The sequence below is a fragment of the Flavobacterium sp. KH_035 genome, from assembly GCF_057839565.1.
In genome coordinates, this window is record NZ_CM174492.1 from 1,985,687 (window position 1) to 2,002,197 (window position 16,511).

16 protein-coding genes are annotated in these 16,511 nt (G+C 34.8%); 8 read left to right on the forward strand and 8 right to left on the reverse strand.

Annotated features, from left to right (window positions below):
• Window positions 1-2 precede the first annotated feature (2 nt).
• From murI to AC3IS6_RS08585, 8 genes are all read right to left on the reverse strand, one after another.
• A complete protein-coding gene (gene murI / locus AC3IS6_RS08550; protein ID WP_489164495.1) occupies window positions 3-779 on the reverse strand; it encodes a glutamate racemase in 777 nt (258 codons plus the stop codon).
• 1,030 nt (window positions 780-1,809) lie between these two features.
• Complete coding sequence (locus AC3IS6_RS08555) at window positions 1,810-2,313, reverse strand: OmpH/Skp family outer membrane protein (protein WP_173965448.1); 504 nt, start codon at window positions 2,311-2,313, stop codon at window positions 1,810-1,812.
• A gap of 15 nt (window positions 2,314-2,328) precedes the next feature.
• Entirely contained in the window at window positions 2,329-3,345 is a 1,017-nt protein-coding gene (locus tag AC3IS6_RS08560) for an OmpH/Skp family outer membrane protein (RefSeq protein WP_489164496.1), read from the reverse strand.
• 42 nt (window positions 3,346-3,387) lie between these two features.
• Window positions 3,388-6,135 carry a BamA/OMP85 family outer membrane protein gene (locus tag AC3IS6_RS08565; RefSeq protein ID WP_489164497.1) on the reverse strand — a complete coding sequence of 916 codons (2,748 nt, stop codon included), beginning with the start codon at window positions 6,133-6,135 and terminating at the stop codon, window positions 3,388-3,390.
• Complete coding sequence (uppS, locus tag AC3IS6_RS08570; RefSeq protein ID WP_489164915.1) at window positions 6,068-6,808, reverse strand: undecaprenyl pyrophosphate synthase; 741 nt, start codon at window positions 6,806-6,808, stop codon at window positions 6,068-6,070. The genes AC3IS6_RS08565 and uppS overlap by 68 nt, the downstream gene beginning before the upstream one ends.
• A gap of 4 nt (window positions 6,809-6,812) precedes the next feature.
• Window positions 6,813-7,502, reverse strand: coding sequence for a type IX secretion system protein PorG (porG, locus tag AC3IS6_RS08575; protein ID WP_489164498.1), 690 nt, complete (start codon window positions 7,500-7,502; stop codon window positions 6,813-6,815).
• Between the two features lie 173 nt (window positions 7,503-7,675).
• The gene (locus AC3IS6_RS08580) at window positions 7,676-8,563 is read right to left on the reverse strand and encodes an NAD kinase (RefSeq protein WP_489164499.1); all 888 of its coding nucleotides are present in this window, start codon (window positions 8,561-8,563) and stop codon (window positions 7,676-7,678) included.
• A gap of 114 nt (window positions 8,564-8,677) precedes the next feature.
• Window positions 8,678-9,337, reverse strand: a complete 660-nt coding sequence (locus AC3IS6_RS08585; protein ID WP_489164500.1) for a CBS domain-containing protein — start codon at window positions 9,335-9,337, stop codon at window positions 8,678-8,680.
• A 116-nt stretch (window positions 9,338-9,453) separates the two neighbouring features.
• Here AC3IS6_RS08585 and AC3IS6_RS08590 point away from each other — a divergent pair, with 116 nt between their 5' ends.
• From AC3IS6_RS08590 to AC3IS6_RS08625, 8 genes are all read left to right on the forward strand, one after another.
• A complete protein-coding gene (locus tag AC3IS6_RS08590) occupies window positions 9,454-10,167 on the forward strand; it encodes a pyridoxine 5'-phosphate synthase (RefSeq protein ID WP_173965455.1) in 714 nt (237 codons plus the stop codon).
• Between the two features lie 163 nt (window positions 10,168-10,330).
• Complete coding sequence (locus AC3IS6_RS08595) at window positions 10,331-11,095, forward strand: alpha/beta fold hydrolase (RefSeq protein WP_489164501.1); 765 nt, start codon at window positions 10,331-10,333, stop codon at window positions 11,093-11,095.
• A 39-nt stretch (window positions 11,096-11,134) separates the two neighbouring features.
• Window positions 11,135-11,626, forward strand: coding sequence for a YdcF family protein (locus tag AC3IS6_RS08600; protein WP_489164502.1), 492 nt, complete (start codon window positions 11,135-11,137; stop codon window positions 11,624-11,626).
• Window positions 11,627-11,665: 39 nt separating this feature from the next.
• The gene (locus tag AC3IS6_RS08605; RefSeq protein WP_489164503.1) at window positions 11,666-12,010 is read left to right on the forward strand and encodes a phage holin family protein; all 345 of its coding nucleotides are present in this window, start codon (window positions 11,666-11,668) and stop codon (window positions 12,008-12,010) included.
• A 118-nt stretch (window positions 12,011-12,128) separates the two neighbouring features.
• A complete protein-coding gene (locus tag AC3IS6_RS08610; RefSeq protein WP_489164504.1) occupies window positions 12,129-13,451 on the forward strand; it encodes a trigger factor in 1,323 nt (440 codons plus the stop codon).
• Window positions 13,452-13,688: 237 nt separating this feature from the next.
• Entirely contained in the window at window positions 13,689-14,363 is a 675-nt protein-coding gene (gene clpP, locus AC3IS6_RS08615; RefSeq protein ID WP_089054473.1) for an ATP-dependent Clp endopeptidase proteolytic subunit ClpP, read from the forward strand.
• 174 nt (window positions 14,364-14,537) lie between these two features.
• Complete coding sequence (gene clpX / locus AC3IS6_RS08620; RefSeq protein WP_173965460.1) at window positions 14,538-15,770, forward strand: ATP-dependent Clp protease ATP-binding subunit ClpX; 1,233 nt, start codon at window positions 14,538-14,540, stop codon at window positions 15,768-15,770.
• Between the two features lie 105 nt (window positions 15,771-15,875).
• Window positions 15,876-16,481 carry a murein L,D-transpeptidase catalytic domain-containing protein gene (locus tag AC3IS6_RS08625; protein WP_489164505.1) on the forward strand — a complete coding sequence of 202 codons (606 nt, stop codon included), beginning with the start codon at window positions 15,876-15,878 and terminating at the stop codon, window positions 16,479-16,481.
• Window positions 16,482-16,511: the final 30 nt, after the last annotated feature.

Genomic DNA, 16,511 nt, shown 5'->3' on the forward strand with positions numbered 1-16,511 from the left:
CTTTAAAAATCCTTTTCGATTACGGGATATTTGTACTCTAAAATCGATTTTAAAACTTCAGGATTTGAATTGACGTAAAAAATAGGTTCACTTTTTGGGTTGCTGGTAAAACCAACTGTCTCACGAAGTATATTTTGCGTTTGTCTTGCAACAGCTTCTCCCGAATCAATGATGCGGATGTGTTCAGGAAGAATTTTTTTGATTTGCGGAATCAAATAGGGATAATGACTGCAACCCAGAACAAGGTAATCGATATTGGCATCAATCATAGGTTGTAGGTAGGATTCCAGTAATTTAGTCATTTCCGGAGAATATAGATTCCCGTCTTCAATAAGCTGCACGAGTCCGTAGCCCACCTGTTCAATAATAGTAGTATGCTGAAACATCTCAGCGGTTTTATTGAATAATTCACTGTTTAAAGTTCCTTTGGTGGCTAATATTCCAATAACTTGTGTTTTCGAATTGGTGGCAGCCGGTTTAATAGCCGGTTCAATTCCGATAAAAGGAATGTCGTAATCAGCGCGAAGCTCACGAATTGCATTGGTTGTTGCCGTATTACAGGCTACTACAATCAGTTTACAGTTTTGTTCCAGTAAAAAATCGACATTTTTTTTACTTAAAGCAACAATCTCTTCTTTTGTTCTTTGACCATAAGGCGCATTTTTACTGTCGGCTAAATAAATGGTTTTCTCGTTTGGAAGTAGCTCATGAATGGCGCTCCAGATGGAAGTTCCTCCAATACCAGAATCAAAAACGCCTATAGGATTGTTGTTTGTCATAGTACAAATTTAATGTTTTTTGAAATAAATGCGGATGTCAATTAAAAGGAAATCTTAGGATGTTTTGTTTTTTTACTCGCAAAGACGCCAAGACGCAAAATTTGTTTTTTGTGGTAGTGCTGATGAGGTTTTTACTGCGGTATGGTTTAGTCTCTATGGGACATCTTTGTTTTGTTTGAGTTTTTTGGTTACCGATATTTGACTCCTAAAGGAGTAGAGTATGGGATATATATCGGAGAGATTACATGTTTGTGAACAAGTCTGTCTAATATGGATGTTCTGAAGGGATTAGATTTGGTTTGCCTTACTACATTTTCTTGTAGTATGGTTTAGTCCCTATGGGACATTTTTGTTTTTTGAGTTTTTTGGTTACCGATATTTGACTCCTAAAAGAGTAGAGTATGAGGGGGATATCTCGGAGAGATTACATGTTCTTAAACAAGTCTGCCTAATATGGATGTTCTGAAGGGATTAGATTGGGTTTACCTTACTACATTTTCTTGTAGTATGGTTTAGTCTCTATGGGACATTTTTGTTTTTTGAGTTTTTGGGTTACCGATATTTGACTCCTAAAAGAGTAGAGTATGAGGGGGATATCTCGGAGAGATTACATGTTCTTAAACAAGTCTGCCTAATGTGGATGTTCTGAAGGGATTAGATTGGGTTTACCTTACTACATTTTCTTGTAGTATGGTTTAGTTTCTATGGGACATTTTTGTTTTTTGAGTTTTTTGGTTACCGATATTTGACTCCTAATGGAGTAGAGTATAGGGTGAATATCTCGGAGAGATTATATGTTGGTGGCCAGGGGCTATAGTCTACTTGCACAAATGTCCCGTAGGGACTAAACTTTTGTTCGTTTTTGTACTGTATGATACATTATTAAGGATGGTAGTTTTTTCCGCTTAATATAGCTCACTGTGTAAAACGTGCCAAGATCTGCAGGTTTTTTACGGTTGGAGTAGATTGTATAAAAAAACGGTCCGTACTTTAAGTGTACGAACCGTTTTTTATGTAAAGAATTCGTTTATTAGAATCCTAAATCTTTTTTTACATCAGCAGTGATGTTTGGACCATCAGCTAACAATAAAGTAGAACCGTCTAATACATATTGGAAACCTTTAGCTTTTCCAACTTTTTGGATAGAAGCTCTTACTTTTTCCATTAATGGTTTTACGATGTCAGTTTCTTTTTGTTGTAATTCTTTTTGAGCGTTGTCTCTGTAGTCAACAATTCTTTTTTGCATGTCCTGAACTTCTTTAGAACGTTCTCCGTTTACAGCGTCAGTTACAGTTGCAGCTTCTCCTTCGTATTTTTTGATTTTTACTTGATATTCGTCAACCATTTTTTTGTATTCAGCATCATATGTACCACTTAATTTTTGTAGTTGATTTTGAGCATCTAGCATTGCAGGCATTTTCGACATAATCTCGCTAACATCAACGTGAGCTACCTTAGCTTGCGCGTTCATTGTGTTACTTGCTCCTAAAACTAGTATTGCAGCAATTAGTAAAGTTTTGATTTGTTTCATCATTTTTAAAAATATTAATTAATTATTGGTCGTATTTGATTTTTGCATTTCGGCTTCTTTTGCTTTTTTAGCCGCTTCTCTTTCTTCTAAAATTTTCTTTCTTCTGTCTTCTAATTCTTTTTTACGTTGTTCGTAAAGTTTTTGTCTTTCTTCAGCTTTATTCACTGCCGGTTGAGCCGGTGTTGTTCCTTCAGTTGGTGTGACAGTGGTAGCAGCTGGTTTAGCTGTTGTACCTTCTGTTTTGACTGGCTCTGTTTTCGCAGGTTCAGAAACCGTGCCATTTTTTTTGGCATCTCTTTCAGCTGCTAATGCTTTTCTCCTGTCGTCGTATTCTTTTTTCTTGGCTTCCTGCTCAAGTCTTCTGTCTTCAAGTAATTTTAATCTGGCAGCTTTTTTATCATCCAACGTTTTTTGTCGGTTAGCCATCTCTGGATTCTCATCAATTGCGTTTTCCAGTTTTTCTTTAGCTTCCTGATCTTTCAATTGTTTTTTAGACAGCTGTTCGCGTTTTTCAGTTCGGTTTAAAATACGAATAACCTGATCGCTGATGTCGTACTTTTTATTGCTAAAGAGCATTGTTAAATCAGATGATTTGTCAAATATAAAATCGTAATTTTTTGCTTCGGCAATATCCTGCACAGCTGTAAAAACCTGATCTTGTATAGGCTTTGCTAATCCTGCTTTCTGATGCATTAAATTACCGTCAGAACCAAATTGCTTTTGCTGATAATCCATCATTTCGGTTTCGAGAAATTTAATCTCAGTTTCTTTTTCGTCAATAAGCTCTTTTGTCAGTAAAGCTCTTTCTGCTTTAAGGCTTTCTTTAAGATTATTGATGTCTATTTTTTTTGTTTCTATTTCTTGTTTCCACTTTTGAGCCTTTAGCTCTAATTGTGCTTTTGCTTCTTTGTAATCAGAAACATTTTCCAAAATATACTCCATATCGATGTAGCCAATCCTTGTCGTTCTTGTTTGAGCCTGACTTGTATTTGCTACAATCAGGGCTAAAAATATAAATAAAAATTGTTTTCTCATAACATTACTTTATTTGAAAATTTTTAACCAACTATTGTTCTTTTAAAATTGTTGTCCGATAATAAAATGAATTTCTTTACCATGCGCTTTAGTTTCTCCCGGTTGAGGATCGAAACCGTAACCCCAGTCAATACCCAATAATCCAAAGGCCGGCATGAATACACGTAAACCAACACCCGCAGAACGGTTCAGATCAAATGGATTGTAAGCTTTAAAAGTTGGGTATGATGAACCCGCTTCTAAAAAGGCTAATGCATAGATCGATGCAGAAGCTTTTAATGTAATCGGATAACGCAATTCCATAGAGAACTTGTTATAGATTGTAGCTCCAATCTGATCTCCATTTGCATTTATCTGAGTTAGAGAGTTATCGTCGTAGCCTCTTAATCCAACATTTTCTCTACCGTCCATTGAATAGTTCTGCTGCCCACTTCCTCCTAAGTAGAAACGTTCAAACGGTACCACACCTCTTGCCTGATTGTATGCTCCAAGGAATCCAAACTCTGTTAAAGTTCGCATTACTAATTTACCATAAAGTTTGGTATACCACTCTCCTTTAAATTTAATTTTATAATATTCAAGCCAATTGTATCTTTTTTGATCCACTTTACCCTGGTCAGTATCTGCACTTGCATAATCAGAACCTACACTCACCATTCCCGGTTGTCCGTTTACGGTTTCTGTTTTGGTGTAATCTCCGGTGTTCAATGGTCTTCCGTCTGCACCAGAAGTTGGAGCTCCAGTATATTGTGTTTTGTATTCTTTTTGATTTTTTAAATCACCGTAATCAATTCCGTTAAACAAGGAATAAGGAGGAGTTACTTTTGCAGAAATACTAAAGTCTGAACCATAGGTTGGAAATATTGGGTTAAGCCCTTTATTGCTTCTCGAAAGTCCGATAGTATACGCTAAGTTTCTTGACGCTCCGTTGCCAAAGGTAAACAATCCTGTATTATAATTGTTCAAATCATAATGCTGGTAACTTACAGATTGTGACAATACGAAGTAATCGTCCGGCACAGTAAGTCTTTTAGCTAAACCAACTTGTAGCGTTAAGATGTTAAAACTTTTACTTTTATCTACACTTCTGGTAGCGAAATTGTTTAGGAATTGTTTACTGTATGAAATAGATGAACTAAATTGTACTGGTTTTTTTCCTCCAAACCATGGCTCTGAGAACGATACACTATAGGTTTGAAAGTAAGTACTTCCTTGTAAACGAAGGGCTACTTTTTGACCATCTCCCATTGGTAATGGTTTGTACGATTCTTTATTGAAAAGGTTTCTTGCTGAAAAGTTGTTGAACGATAATCCTAGTGTTCCAATGAAACCTCCACCACCGTAACCTCCTTGAAGTTCGACCTGGCTGGATCCTTTTTCTACAACATGGTATTCGATGTCAACCGTTCCGGCTGCGGCATCTACATTCTTGAATTTTGGGTCAATTGCTTCAGGATCAAAGAATCCTAATTGTCCAATCTCACGAATTGTTCTTACCAATTGCTCTTTACTGTATTTTTCTCCCGGCTTCGTTCTTAACTCACGGTAGATAACGTGGTCATTTGTTTTATCGTTTCCTACAACCGATATTTTGTTGAAGTAAGCGATAGGGCCTTCTGTAACTCTAATTTCAAAATCGATAGTATCGTTAACTGTTTTTACCTCTACAGCGTTGATGTTAGAGAACAGGTAACCGTTGTTTTGATATAAGTTTGTGATGTCTTCTGCATCAGGTTTTGTCTTGTCAGCGATACGTTTTTCTAATAAAACACCATTGTAGGTTTCTCCTTTTTTGATTCCTAAATAACGGTTCAATAATTGATCAGAGTAAACAGTATTTCCTAAGAATTTGATGTTTCCGAAGTAGTATTTGTTTCCTTCTTCGACTTTAATTTTGATGCCCAGCATGTTCTTGTTCTTGTTGTAAGTAACAGAATCATAAATAATACGGGCATCACGATATCCTTTTTCTTTATAAGCAGCAACGACTTTTTCTAAGTCGGTTTTATATTTTTCAGGAATGAATTTGGAAGATTTTAAGATACGAAGTACATTTTTTTGTTTAGTATCTTTCATTGCACCACGCAGTTGATTCCCGGTAAGTTGTTTATTGCCTATGAAATCGATATTGCTAATTTTGACTTTGTCACCTTTGTCTACCCGTACAAGCATATTTACCTGATGACCGTTTATGGTGTCAGGAGTATTGGTGATGGTAACTTTGGTGTTATAAAAACCATCTTTTTTATATTTATTTTCAATATAATTTTTGGTTGTTGTGATTAAGTTTTCGTTGACAATTTTGTTTTTGGTCAAATTGTTGTCCTTAATTAATCCTTCGATTTTATTTTTCTTAATACCAACAAATTTGACTTCATTTAGCTTAGGAAGCTCGACAATGTTCAGATCCAGATAGATACTGTCGTTGTCGATTTTGTTAACATAAAAAGAGATTTCGTCAAAAAGGCCAAGCTTGCCTAATTTTTTAATTGCGCCACTGATTTCTTCGCCCGGAACTGCTATTTCTTGTCCTTTTTGAAGGCCAGAGAAAGTAACAACGGTTTGTTCGTTAAAGCTTATTTTACCAACAACAGAAACTTTAGCAAGAATATATTTTTTTCCCTGATCAAAAGGAACTCTTTCTTGTGCTTTAATTTGTGAAAAACTACCCAAAAGAAGCAGGGTAAAGACTATTTGTATTCTTTTTTGCAACACTAAAATATTATTTAATTTGTTCACTGGTTTTTCCAAATCTACGTTCTCTTTTTTGATAACTAATAATAGCCTCATATAAATCTTGGTCTTTAAAGTCTGGCCATAAGACATTAGTAAAATATAGTTCTGCATAGGCGATTTGCCATAGCAAAAAATTACTTATTCTATGCTCTCCACTTGTTCTTATTAATAAATCTACGTCAGGTAAATTTTGCGTGTAAAGATGCTCATTTATAATTGAATCGTCAATAGAGTCTATTGAAATTATATTATTTTTAACTTTATCACTGATGATTCTCACGGCATTTACCAATTCTTCTCTTGATCCGTAACTTAAAGCCAGGGTTAAGGTAAGACGGGTGTTATTTTTTGTTTTGTCGATTACATCCAAGAGCTCTTTTTGAGCTGATTTTGGTAATTTCTCAAGATTCCCAATTGCATTAAGTTTGATGTTGTTTTCCTGTAGGGTGCCAAGTTCTTTTTTTAATGAATTGATCAAAATTTTCATCAGTGCTTCAACTTCCAATTTTGGACGATTCCAGTTTTCTGTCGAAAAGGCATATAGTGTTAAGTAATCAATGCCAAGCTTGGCACAGGTTTTTATGGTATTTTTTACAGATTTTGTTCCGTTTTCGTGACCAAATGCTCTTAAAAAACCTTGTTGTTTTGCCCAACGGCCATTCCCGTCCATAATAATGGCCAGATGTTTGGGTAAGTTTGTTTGATCTATAGATTCTAGTAAATTCATTTTATTATTCTGCGCAATAGCAAGGTTTTTCTCCAAAGGTATAAGTTAAAGTAATACCAGAGAAGACATACCAATCATTATTATTTAAATTTCCAAACTGTAATATGTTTGTGTTTTTTGTATTTGGATTGCTGGAGTCCATAGCATCTGTAAAAGTATATCGTGCTCCAACTTCAGCTCCCAAAACAATACTTGGAGTTATGTTTGATTTTATACCTAATATAATAGGTATGGCAAACGAACTTGAACTTATAGATTGTGTTACGGTTGGACTTGATGTAAAGCGATACAATTTGTCGTACATAAAAAAGTTAAGCCCTGAGAAGATATAGGGAGTTACTTTTCTGTGATAATCATGCAGATTAAAGTCGAAAAAATTGAATTCCAGACCGGCTGAAAGTTCTTTTACATTATTTTTAAAACTATAGCCTCTTCTGTTTCTTCCTGTTTCCGGGGAGTCTAAATCGTTTCCTATAACAGTTGATTGGGTGTAGGAGAAGCGATAAGAATGACGTGGGCTTTTATTCCATTTGTACAAAACGCCAAAAGCTAGTTTTTCCGGCGAGATATAACTCGTGTTGCCAACATCTCCTACAAAGTTGCTTCCACCCAGAAAAACACCAATCTCATTGATTTGAGCATTTAGTGTGATAAAGGGGAAAAAACATAACAATAAATTAAAAATTTTCTTCATTTAATTCAAAATTGCGTGCAAATATAATAATTATCGATACGAATCAACGTTTGTTTAGATAAATGTGCTTTTTTTTCAATTTACAATATGATTTTGAGCTATTTAATGATGATTCGCTATATGCAGAACGGGAAAATGTAGCATTATCGTATAGTGCTAATTCAGAAAACAGTTTAATTTCTTTTGTCTTCTCCCCAAAGCAGCTTGTTTCTCAAGGTTTTTAGGAAAGTTTCGCCCGGTATTTCCACCATTTTTATTTTGAAATCCGTCTTTTTGATTTTTAAAACAGATTCGTTTTTTACAGAAGTGATTCTGGAATCTAAGGAGACTAAATACTGATCTTCTCTTCCGGTAACGCGAAGTTTGATCTCGGTATTGTCCGGGATGACTAACGGTCTGGCATTTAAATTATGAGGCGCTATAGGAGTGATTACTAAGCTTTCGACATTTGGGGTCAAAATAGGGCCTCCGCAGCTTAAGGAGTATCCTGTTGAGCCTGTAGGCGTTGAGATTATTAAGCCATCTGCCCAATACGAATTTAAATATTCATTGTTTAAATAAGTTTCCACTGTAATCATAGACGTGGTGTCTTTTCGGCTCACTGTAACTTCGTTCATTGCAAAGTTTAAATCGTCTTCGATGGCGTCGTTTTTAGGATCGCAGGTTAAGCTTAATAAAGTTCTTTCGGAGATGGTGTAGTTTTTGTCGATGATAAATTGTAGAAAATTATCAATGCTTTCTTTTGGAACGGTTGCCAGAAATCCTAATCTTCCTGCGTTGATACCTAATATAGGAAGACCTGAATTGCGTACCAGAGTTGCAGCTCTTAAAATGGTTCCGTCACCACCAATACTAATAAGCATTTCAAAACTATGATCTAACGAGGTAGTGGCAGAAAATGTTTTGTATTCTTTTTTAACGATGTTTTTTTCGTAAAGCATCTTCAAGAAGTTTTCTTCAATTACCATTTCGACATTATTGGAATTGAAAAAAATAAAAATGTCTTTAATAATAGGCTCTGTACTGTTTTGGTAATACTGCCCGTAAATGGCTACTTTCATTCTTTGTAATTAGATAATGAGGGAATTAGATAATTTGTCAATGTGTTAATTAGATAATTAGTCAATGTCAAGATTATCTAATCAACTAATTTACTCATTGGTACATTAATATTTTTATATATTAAGATATTTGTCCAGATAATCTGAACGTTCTTTTAAGCTGTTGATGTAGGCGTCTTCCTGATGTTCTGAGATGATTTCGTAATTGTATCGTCTAAACGTCTGGATAATTTCATTCATAGGTCCAACGCCAATTTTTATGGTGATCTGAACATTTTCTAAATCAGCTTCAGAGATAAAACAGCCTAGAATCTTACCGTTATTGCTTTCTATAATTTGAGTAACTTGTCCCATAGAGTAATCCAAAAGTCCTTTTTGAACGATAATAATACCGCCTTGCTCTTTTAAGAATGGAGTTTCCTGAAAGAATTTCATGATGTCCTCTATTTCATAATAACCAATATAGGCATTGTTTTCGTCAAGCACTGGAACTGTATTGGTGTGGTTTTTTGCAAATACTTCTAAAACATCGAGCCATATCATCGATTTTCGGGCAAAATAACGTTCTAAAGTGTATTTGTAGTCAATTGCTTTTTTGTCTGTGTCAAAAGTTTCGACATCATCAGCGGCAATACTTCCAATAAAAATTCCGTTTTCCAAAACCGGAAAATGCGAAAAATTTAAATCAGCAAAAAAGTCCTGAACCGATGCTATCGTTTCCTGACTATCAATCGCTCTGAAATCATTGGTGATATAGTTTGTAATTTCTGTCATAGATCTATTGAAGATATTTCATGCAAAATAATCAAAAAATAGCAAAAAACGCTACGTTTTACTTTGTATTTTTGTCGTAACAAATATAGTGTTACTAGAATTAATTATCTATTTATATGACAAAGTTAAGTGTAAATATCAATAAAATTGCAACGCTGCGAAATGCACGTGGCGGAAATGTTCCTGATTTATTAAAAGTTGCGACCGATATTCAGAATTTTGGAGGACAAGGAATCACGATTCATCCGCGTCCGGATGAGCGTCATATTCGTTATCAGGATGCACGCGATTTAAAAGCAATTGTACATACCGAATATAATATTGAAGGAAATCCACAGCATAATTTTATCGATTTGGTTTTAGAATGTAAACCAACACAGGTAACTTTGGTTCCTGATGCTATTGGAGCCATTACCTCGTCGGCAGGCTGGGATACTGTAGCTAATCAATCCTACTTAACCGAAGTTATTCAGGAGTTTCAGCGCAACGGAATCAGAACTTCGATTTTTGTTGATCCGGTGCTGGAGGTTATTGAAGGAGCAAAAAAAACAGGAACAGATCGTATTGAATTGTATACAGAGGCTTTTGCGCATCAATATGGCTTAGGGAATAAAAAAGGAATTGATGCTTATATTGAAGCTGCAAAATTGGCGAATGAGCTGGATTTAGGAATTAATGCAGGTCACGATCTGAGTTTGGATAATATTCAGTTCTTTAAACAGAATATCCCAGGATTATTGGAAGTTTCTATTGGTCATGCTTTAATTTCGGAAGCACTTTATCTTGGTTTGGATAACGTAGTAAATATGTATCTGAATAAGTTGAAGTAATTGAAGTGATAATCCGTGGTTAATTTTAGAATCTAAAAATTGGGCACGGATCTTAGAAAGGTATTTTTTTTTCTGACAAAGCTACCTTATGAAGCCTAATTAGTTTAAGGATTGCTACATAAACTTTTTTTACCTTTGTGAGCAGTTTTTAAAATCATAATAAATGTTATATTCGAAAATAGAAGGGGAAGGAAAACCTTTCGTCATCATGCACGGATTTTTAGGGATGTCTGATAACTGGAAAACACTTGCGGGACAATATGTCGATGCCGGTTTTCAGGTTCATCTTTTGGATTTAAGAAATCACGGCCGCAGTTTTCATTCAGACGAATGGTCTTATGAGGCGATGGTACAGGACGTGTTTGAATATTGTCAGGCCAATCATTTGAATAAAATAGATCTTTTAGGACATTCAATGGGGGGGAAAGTAGCCATGCTTTTTGCAACTACATATCCTGAAATAGTTGATAAATTAATTGTAGCCGATATTGGTCCAAGATTTTACAAGCAACACCATCAGGATATTTTGGCAGGCTTAAATGCGGTGGATTTTTCGGTAAAGCCAAGCCGTAATGATGTTGAGGCAATCGTTGCTCAATATGTTCCTGATTTTGGTACCCGACAGTTTTTATTGAAAAATTTATATTGGGCAGCACCGGGGCAGTTGGCTTTTAGATTCAATCTGGCTGTTTTTAATAACAATCTGGATGCTATCGGAAAAGCACTGGCTGATGGTTTGGTTTTTGATCAAGATACCTTATTTATTAGAGGAGGAGATTCAGCTTATATTTTAGATTCGGATTTTGACGCCATACGGAAGCATTTTCCAAATGCGAAATTCGAAACCATTCCTAACGCGGGACACTGGCTGCATGCCGAAAATCCGAAATTGTTTTTTGAATTGACAGCTACCTTTTTGAAAGAGTAGGTTCTGATTTCAGGCTGTAAATTTTGTTTCATTTAAAAAATGATGAAAGTTATAATTGTATTAGGATCTCCAAATTCAGAAGATGGAGATTTAGGTAAAATTGCTTTAGACAGACTAAGTTATTGTCTGGATATTTTTAAGACTAAAGAGCATTGTGTTATTTGTACAGGCGGTTTTGGAGAACATTTTAATAATGCTCCCCGTCCGCATGCTGATTATGCTATGAGGCATTTACTAAACAACGGGCTTAGTTTGGAAAACTTTTTAGAACCGGCATTGTCCGCTAATACGGTTGAAGATGCTGTACTGTCAAAAGAAATAGTGTTAAAGCATGGTTTAGATTCAATTGTTGTGATTACTTCTGACTATCATGTGGAAAGGGTGAAACTTATTTTTGATGAAATTTTAGGATTTGATGCTATAGAATATGCAGGAGTACAACACGATATGCCTTATGAGGAAAAAGAGAAATTACTGGCTCACGAAAAAAAAGCCATCAGCGGAATTTTAACTAAAGGTTTATATTATTAAATTTTACTACTTTTAAATAAAATTTTAAATCATAAAAATATGAAACTATTACTTAGACTCCTTGTTACCGCAGGCTTGGTGTTGTTAATCGCGAATTTCTTGCCGGGTGTACATGTGGCAAGTTTTACAACAGCAATAATTGTTGCGATTGTTTTAGGATTGTTAAATCTGTTTATAAAACCAATATTAATTATTCTGACATTACCTGTTACACTTATTACTTTAGGTTTGTTTTTGTTGGTTATAAACGCGATTATTATTTTGTTTTGTACCAATATTGTCGGGGGGTTTGCTGTTGATTCGTTTTGGACAGCATTGTTCTTTAGTGTCATCTTGTCTATCCTTCAGTCTATTACTTACAAAATAGTAGGAGACGACAATTAAAAGAAATAGAGAGAGCGTGATGAAAACGTATTCAAATACAATAGATTAAAAACTTGGTTGGGTTGCAAAAATTTTATAATTTTGCAACCCAATTTTATTATGTAAATTAAAGAAGAAGATGGATATTAAAAGAATAGCAACAGACGCTGTGAATGAAACAATTGTAATGACAGTTGTTCACATGGATTATAAAGGTCAGGTAGCAAAAAGAATAAACGAAAAAATGCCATTGGCTACTGTAAAAGGTTTTAGAAAAGGACAAGTTCCTAAAGACCTTGTTGAAAAACAATACGGAAAAGCTATTAAGCAGGAAGAAGTTAAAAAAGTAGTTGATTTGGCTTTAGAGCGTTTCGTTCAATCTGAAAGATTAAATCTTTTAGGAACTCCACTTGCTAAAGTAAACGAAAACTTTGATTGGGATGCTGAAGAATTAACTTTTGAATACGAAATTGGTTTAGTGCCAAACTTCGAAATTGATTTAGAAGCTAAAAACAATATCGTAAAATACATTGTAACTGCTGACGACAAATTAATCGACGGTCAGGTAGAGCGTATCCAGAAACAATTCGGAAAAGCAATTCCACAAGAAGCGGTAGTTGCTGATTCTGATTTGACAGGAACTTTCTCTAACGAAGAAAAAGGAATTGACAATACAACTACAATTACTTTATCTACATTCAACAAAGCGACTGCTGATAAATTCATCGGTAAAAAAGTAGGTGATGTTGTAGCAGTAAGTACAAAAGGTTTATTTGAAGACGATCACCAATTAATGGATTACTTAAAAGTAGGTCATGATGATGTTCACGGTTTAGATATCGAAGTAAACTTTACTATCAGCGCCATCAACGGAGCTGAATTGGCAGAATTGAACCAAGAATTATTTGATAAACTTTTTGGTGAAGGAAAAGTAGCTTCTTTAGAAGATTTAAAATCTAAAATTAAAGAAGATGCTGAAGCTCAATTCGCACAGCAAGCTGACCAAAAATTATTGTTAGACGTTCAGGACTTCTTGATCGAAAGCACAAAATTTGATTTACCGGCTGAATTTCTTAAAAAATGGTTGCAAACTGTTGGAGAGAAAAAACTTTCTGCAGAAGAAGCTGAGGTTGAATACGCAAGATCTGAAAAAGGATTACGTTTTCAATTGATCGAAGGAAAAGCTATGGCTCAAAGCAATATCCAAATTACATTTGAAGATTTGAAAGCTTTTACAACAAACGCAATCAGACAGCAAATGGCTCAATTTGGACAAACAAATCCAACTGACGAAGAAGTTCAGGGAATTGTTGCAAGAGTTTTATCAAACCAGGAAGAAGTGAAAAGACTTTCTGAGCAGGTAGTAGCTGAAAAATTATTGGAAGTGTTTAAAGAAAAAGCAAATCCAACAACAAAAGAAGTAACTTACGAAGAATTTATTGCCGCTTCATACGGAGAATAATTTCTAAAAAATAAGTATATTTGAGCGTCAGGAGTTTTTCTGACGCTCTTTTTTGTTTTAAGTTTATTCTGTTTCACGTTCCAGGTTTTTGTTGGAACGAATGGTAAATAACCCGAAACTTGAAACCTGAAACAAAAAAGTAAGACAAATTGGCATCCTTTGTAAAAAGGTATGAACTTTGTCTTATCCGTGTAAGTCACTTTCTGACTTTAGATTTTCAAACTTTAAACTAAAAATATGAACTACGGTAAAGAATTTAAAAAATTTGCTACAAAGCACCAGGGAGTAAACGCGATGTACTATGATAAAATCATAGCTGCAATGAACCCAACTAATATGACTCCATACATTATTGAAGAGCGTCAGTTGAATATTTCTCAATTAGACGTTTTTTCGAGATTAATGATGGACAGAATTATCTTTTTAGGAACAGGTATCGACGACCAAATAGCGAATATCGTTCAGGCACAATTATTATTTTTAGAAAGTGCCGATGCTTCAAAAGATATTCAGATTTATCTAAATTCTCCTGGAGGAAGTGTTTATGCAGGTTTAGGAATTTATGACACCATGCAATATATTAAACCAGACGTAGCAACAATTTGTACTGGTATGGCAGCTTCTATGGGAGCGGTATTATTATGTGCAGGAGCAGCAGGAAAACGTTCGGCTTTACCGCATTCAAGAGTAATGATTCACCAACCATCAGGAGGAGCTCAGGGAGTTGCAACGGATATGGAAATCAACTTGCGTGAAATGTTGAAACTGAAAGATGAATTGTATAACATTATTTCTCAACATTCAGGACAAACTTTTGATAAAGTACACAAAGACAGTGAACGTGATTACTGGATGATTGCTGATGAAGCAAAAGAATACGGAATGATTGATGAAGTATTAAGAAGAGGATAATTTTTTAAAAGCTCAAAGTTGCTAAGGTTCTAAGATTAACTTGAAACTTTGAAACTTGAAACAAAATTACACTTGAAACAAAAAAATAAAAAGTTAAGAGGTTGCTAAGTTTTTAAGGTTTTAGTGATAAATCTTAGAAACTTAGTAACTTTGCAGCTTAGTAACTAAAAAAGAATGGCTAAAGTAGTATTAGAATGTTCGTTTTGTGGAAGAAAAAAGCCAGAAACCAATTTATTGATTGCAGGTATTAATGCACATATCTGTGATAAGTGTATTGAACAGGCACATGGAATTGTATTAGAAGAATTAAAATCAAGCGGAAGCGCAAAACTTGTTGGGGACTTAATTTTAAAGAAACCAAAAGAAATCAGAGCCTTTTTAGATCAATATGTTATTGGTCAGGATCAGACCAAAAAAGTAATGTCGGTTGCCGTTTACAATCACTACAAACGTTTAATGCAACAGCAATTAGACGACGAAGTAGAGATTGAAAAAAGTAACATCATAATGGTGGGACAAACCGGAACAGGAAAAACATTAGTAGCCAAAACGATTGCTAAAATGTTAGATGTTCCTTTGGCTATCGTTGATGCAACTGTACTTACGGAAGCGGGTTATGTTGGAGAAGATGTCGAAAGTATTTTGACACGTTTGCTGCAGGCTGCCGATTATGATGTAACCAAAGCCGAAAGAGGAATCGTTTTTATTGATGAGATTGATAAAATTGCCCGTAAGAGCGATAACCCATCCATCACTCGTGACGTTTCCGGTGAAGGAGTGCAACAGGCTTTATTGAAATTATTGGAAGGAACCGTTGTAAACGTACCACCAAAAGGAGGACGTAAACATCCGGACCAGAAATTTGTTGAAGTAAACACGCAAAACATCCTGTTTATTGCAGGTGGTGCTTTTGATGGTGTTGAACGTATCATCTCTAAACGTTTGAACCGTCAGGCTGTTGGATATTCGACTTCTAAAAATGTAGATAACATTGATAAAGACAATTTATTGCAATACATCATTCCAAAAGATATTAAAGATTTTGGATTGATTCCTGAGATTATCGGACGTTTACCGGTTTTAACGCATATGGATCCTTTAGATAAAGAAACATTGCGTGCAATTCTGACACAGCCTAAGAATGCCTTAGTAAAACAATATCAAAAATTATTCTTAATGGATGATGTTGAGTTTACAATCACAGACGAAGCATTAGATTTTATTGTCGACAAAGCATTAGAATACAAATTAGGAGCACGTGGATTGCGTTCGTTATGCGAAGCAATTTTAACCGATGCCATGTATGAATTGCCAAGTTCAGATGATAAAGTTTTAAGCATCGACAAAGATTATGCAAAACATACTTTAAATAAAAATCTATTGAAACGCATGGAAATCGCTTCATAAGTTTCTAAAATTAGATCAAAAATAGTTTATTAAAACCTGTTCGTTAATTCGGACAGGTTTTTTTGTTTTTTTGAAATTGTTTTCATTTTTATGTAAATTGGCGACATGAAAAAAATATTGTGCCTAGTCATTATGTTGGTCTTGTTTTCTTTTAATAAAAAAGAGAGACTTCGCAGCGAAACTAAAGAAATCAATTACAGTGCTTATTATAAAGAAGCGCAGCAATATTGCAAGCATAATAATCTAAATCAGGATACATTTTTCTTAATAGATTTAGGTGTTCATTCCGGTCTCAAGAGATTCTTTGTTTATGACTTTAAGAAAAATAAAATAGTACAATCATATATGGTAAGTCATGGTTGCGGTGATAACAACTGGGGAGGGACTTCATCAAAAGATAATGCGGTTATAAGTAATAAATTCGACTCACATTGTTCTTCAACAGGTAAGTTTGTTATTTTAGATCGCGGAGTAAGTCAATGGGGAATTAAAGTCAATTATATATTACAGGGAAAAGAGAAGTCAAATTCAAATGCCAGAAATAGGGCGATAGTTTTGCATTCCTGGGATGCCATTTCAAGCCATGAAGTTTACCCGAAAGGAACACCCGAAGGTTGGGGGTGTCCAGCTGTTTCTAATGAGAATATGAAGGAAATTGATGAACTTTTGAAAGCAAATAAAAAAGTTTTGATGTGGATTATTAAATCCTAAGCTTTCAAAAGATTTTGTCTTTTGGTTGTA

Excerpts from the sequence above, each read along its gene's own strand:
- AC3IS6_RS08625 (WP_489164505.1), top strand. The coding sequence starts at position 15,876 with ATGAAAAAAATATTGTGCCTAGTCATTATGTTGGTCTTGTTTTCTTTT.
- porG (WP_489164498.1), bottom strand. The coding sequence starts at position 7,502 with ATGAAGAAAATTTTTAATTTATTGTTATGTTTTTTCCCCTTTATCACA.
- AC3IS6_RS08580 (WP_489164499.1), bottom strand. The coding sequence starts at position 8,563 with ATGAAAGTAGCCATTTACGGGCAGTATTACCAAAACAGTACAGAGCCT.
- AC3IS6_RS08610 (WP_489164504.1), top strand. The coding sequence starts at position 12,129 with ATGGATATTAAAAGAATAGCAACAGACGCTGTGAATGAAACAATTGTA.
- AC3IS6_RS08590 (WP_173965455.1), top strand. The coding sequence starts at position 9,454 with ATGACAAAGTTAAGTGTAAATATCAATAAAATTGCAACGCTGCGAAAT.
- AC3IS6_RS08565 (WP_489164497.1), bottom strand. The coding sequence starts at position 6,135 with ATGAGGCTATTATTAGTTATCAAAAAAGAGAACGTAGATTTGGAAAAA.
- AC3IS6_RS08585 (WP_489164500.1), bottom strand. The coding sequence starts at position 9,337 with ATGACAGAAATTACAAACTATATCACCAATGATTTCAGAGCGATTGAT.
- AC3IS6_RS08555 (WP_173965448.1), bottom strand. The coding sequence starts at position 2,313 with ATGATGAAACAAATCAAAACTTTACTAATTGCTGCAATACTAGTTTTA.
- AC3IS6_RS08605 (WP_489164503.1), top strand. The coding sequence starts at position 11,666 with ATGAAACTATTACTTAGACTCCTTGTTACCGCAGGCTTGGTGTTGTTA.
- AC3IS6_RS08600 (WP_489164502.1), top strand. The coding sequence starts at position 11,135 with ATGATGAAAGTTATAATTGTATTAGGATCTCCAAATTCAGAAGATGGA.
- clpP (WP_089054473.1), top strand. The coding sequence starts at position 13,689 with ATGAACTACGGTAAAGAATTTAAAAAATTTGCTACAAAGCACCAGGGA.
- murI (WP_489164495.1), bottom strand. The coding sequence starts at position 779 with ATGACAAACAACAATCCTATAGGCGTTTTTGATTCTGGTATTGGAGGA.
- AC3IS6_RS08560 (WP_489164496.1), bottom strand. The coding sequence starts at position 3,345 with ATGAGAAAACAATTTTTATTTATATTTTTAGCCCTGATTGTAGCAAAT.
- clpX (WP_173965460.1), top strand. The coding sequence starts at position 14,538 with ATGGCTAAAGTAGTATTAGAATGTTCGTTTTGTGGAAGAAAAAAGCCA.
- AC3IS6_RS08595 (WP_489164501.1), top strand. The coding sequence starts at position 10,331 with ATGTTATATTCGAAAATAGAAGGGGAAGGAAAACCTTTCGTCATCATG.
- uppS (WP_489164915.1), bottom strand. The coding sequence starts at position 6,808 with ATGAATTTACTAGAATCTATAGATCAAACAAACTTACCCAAACATCTG.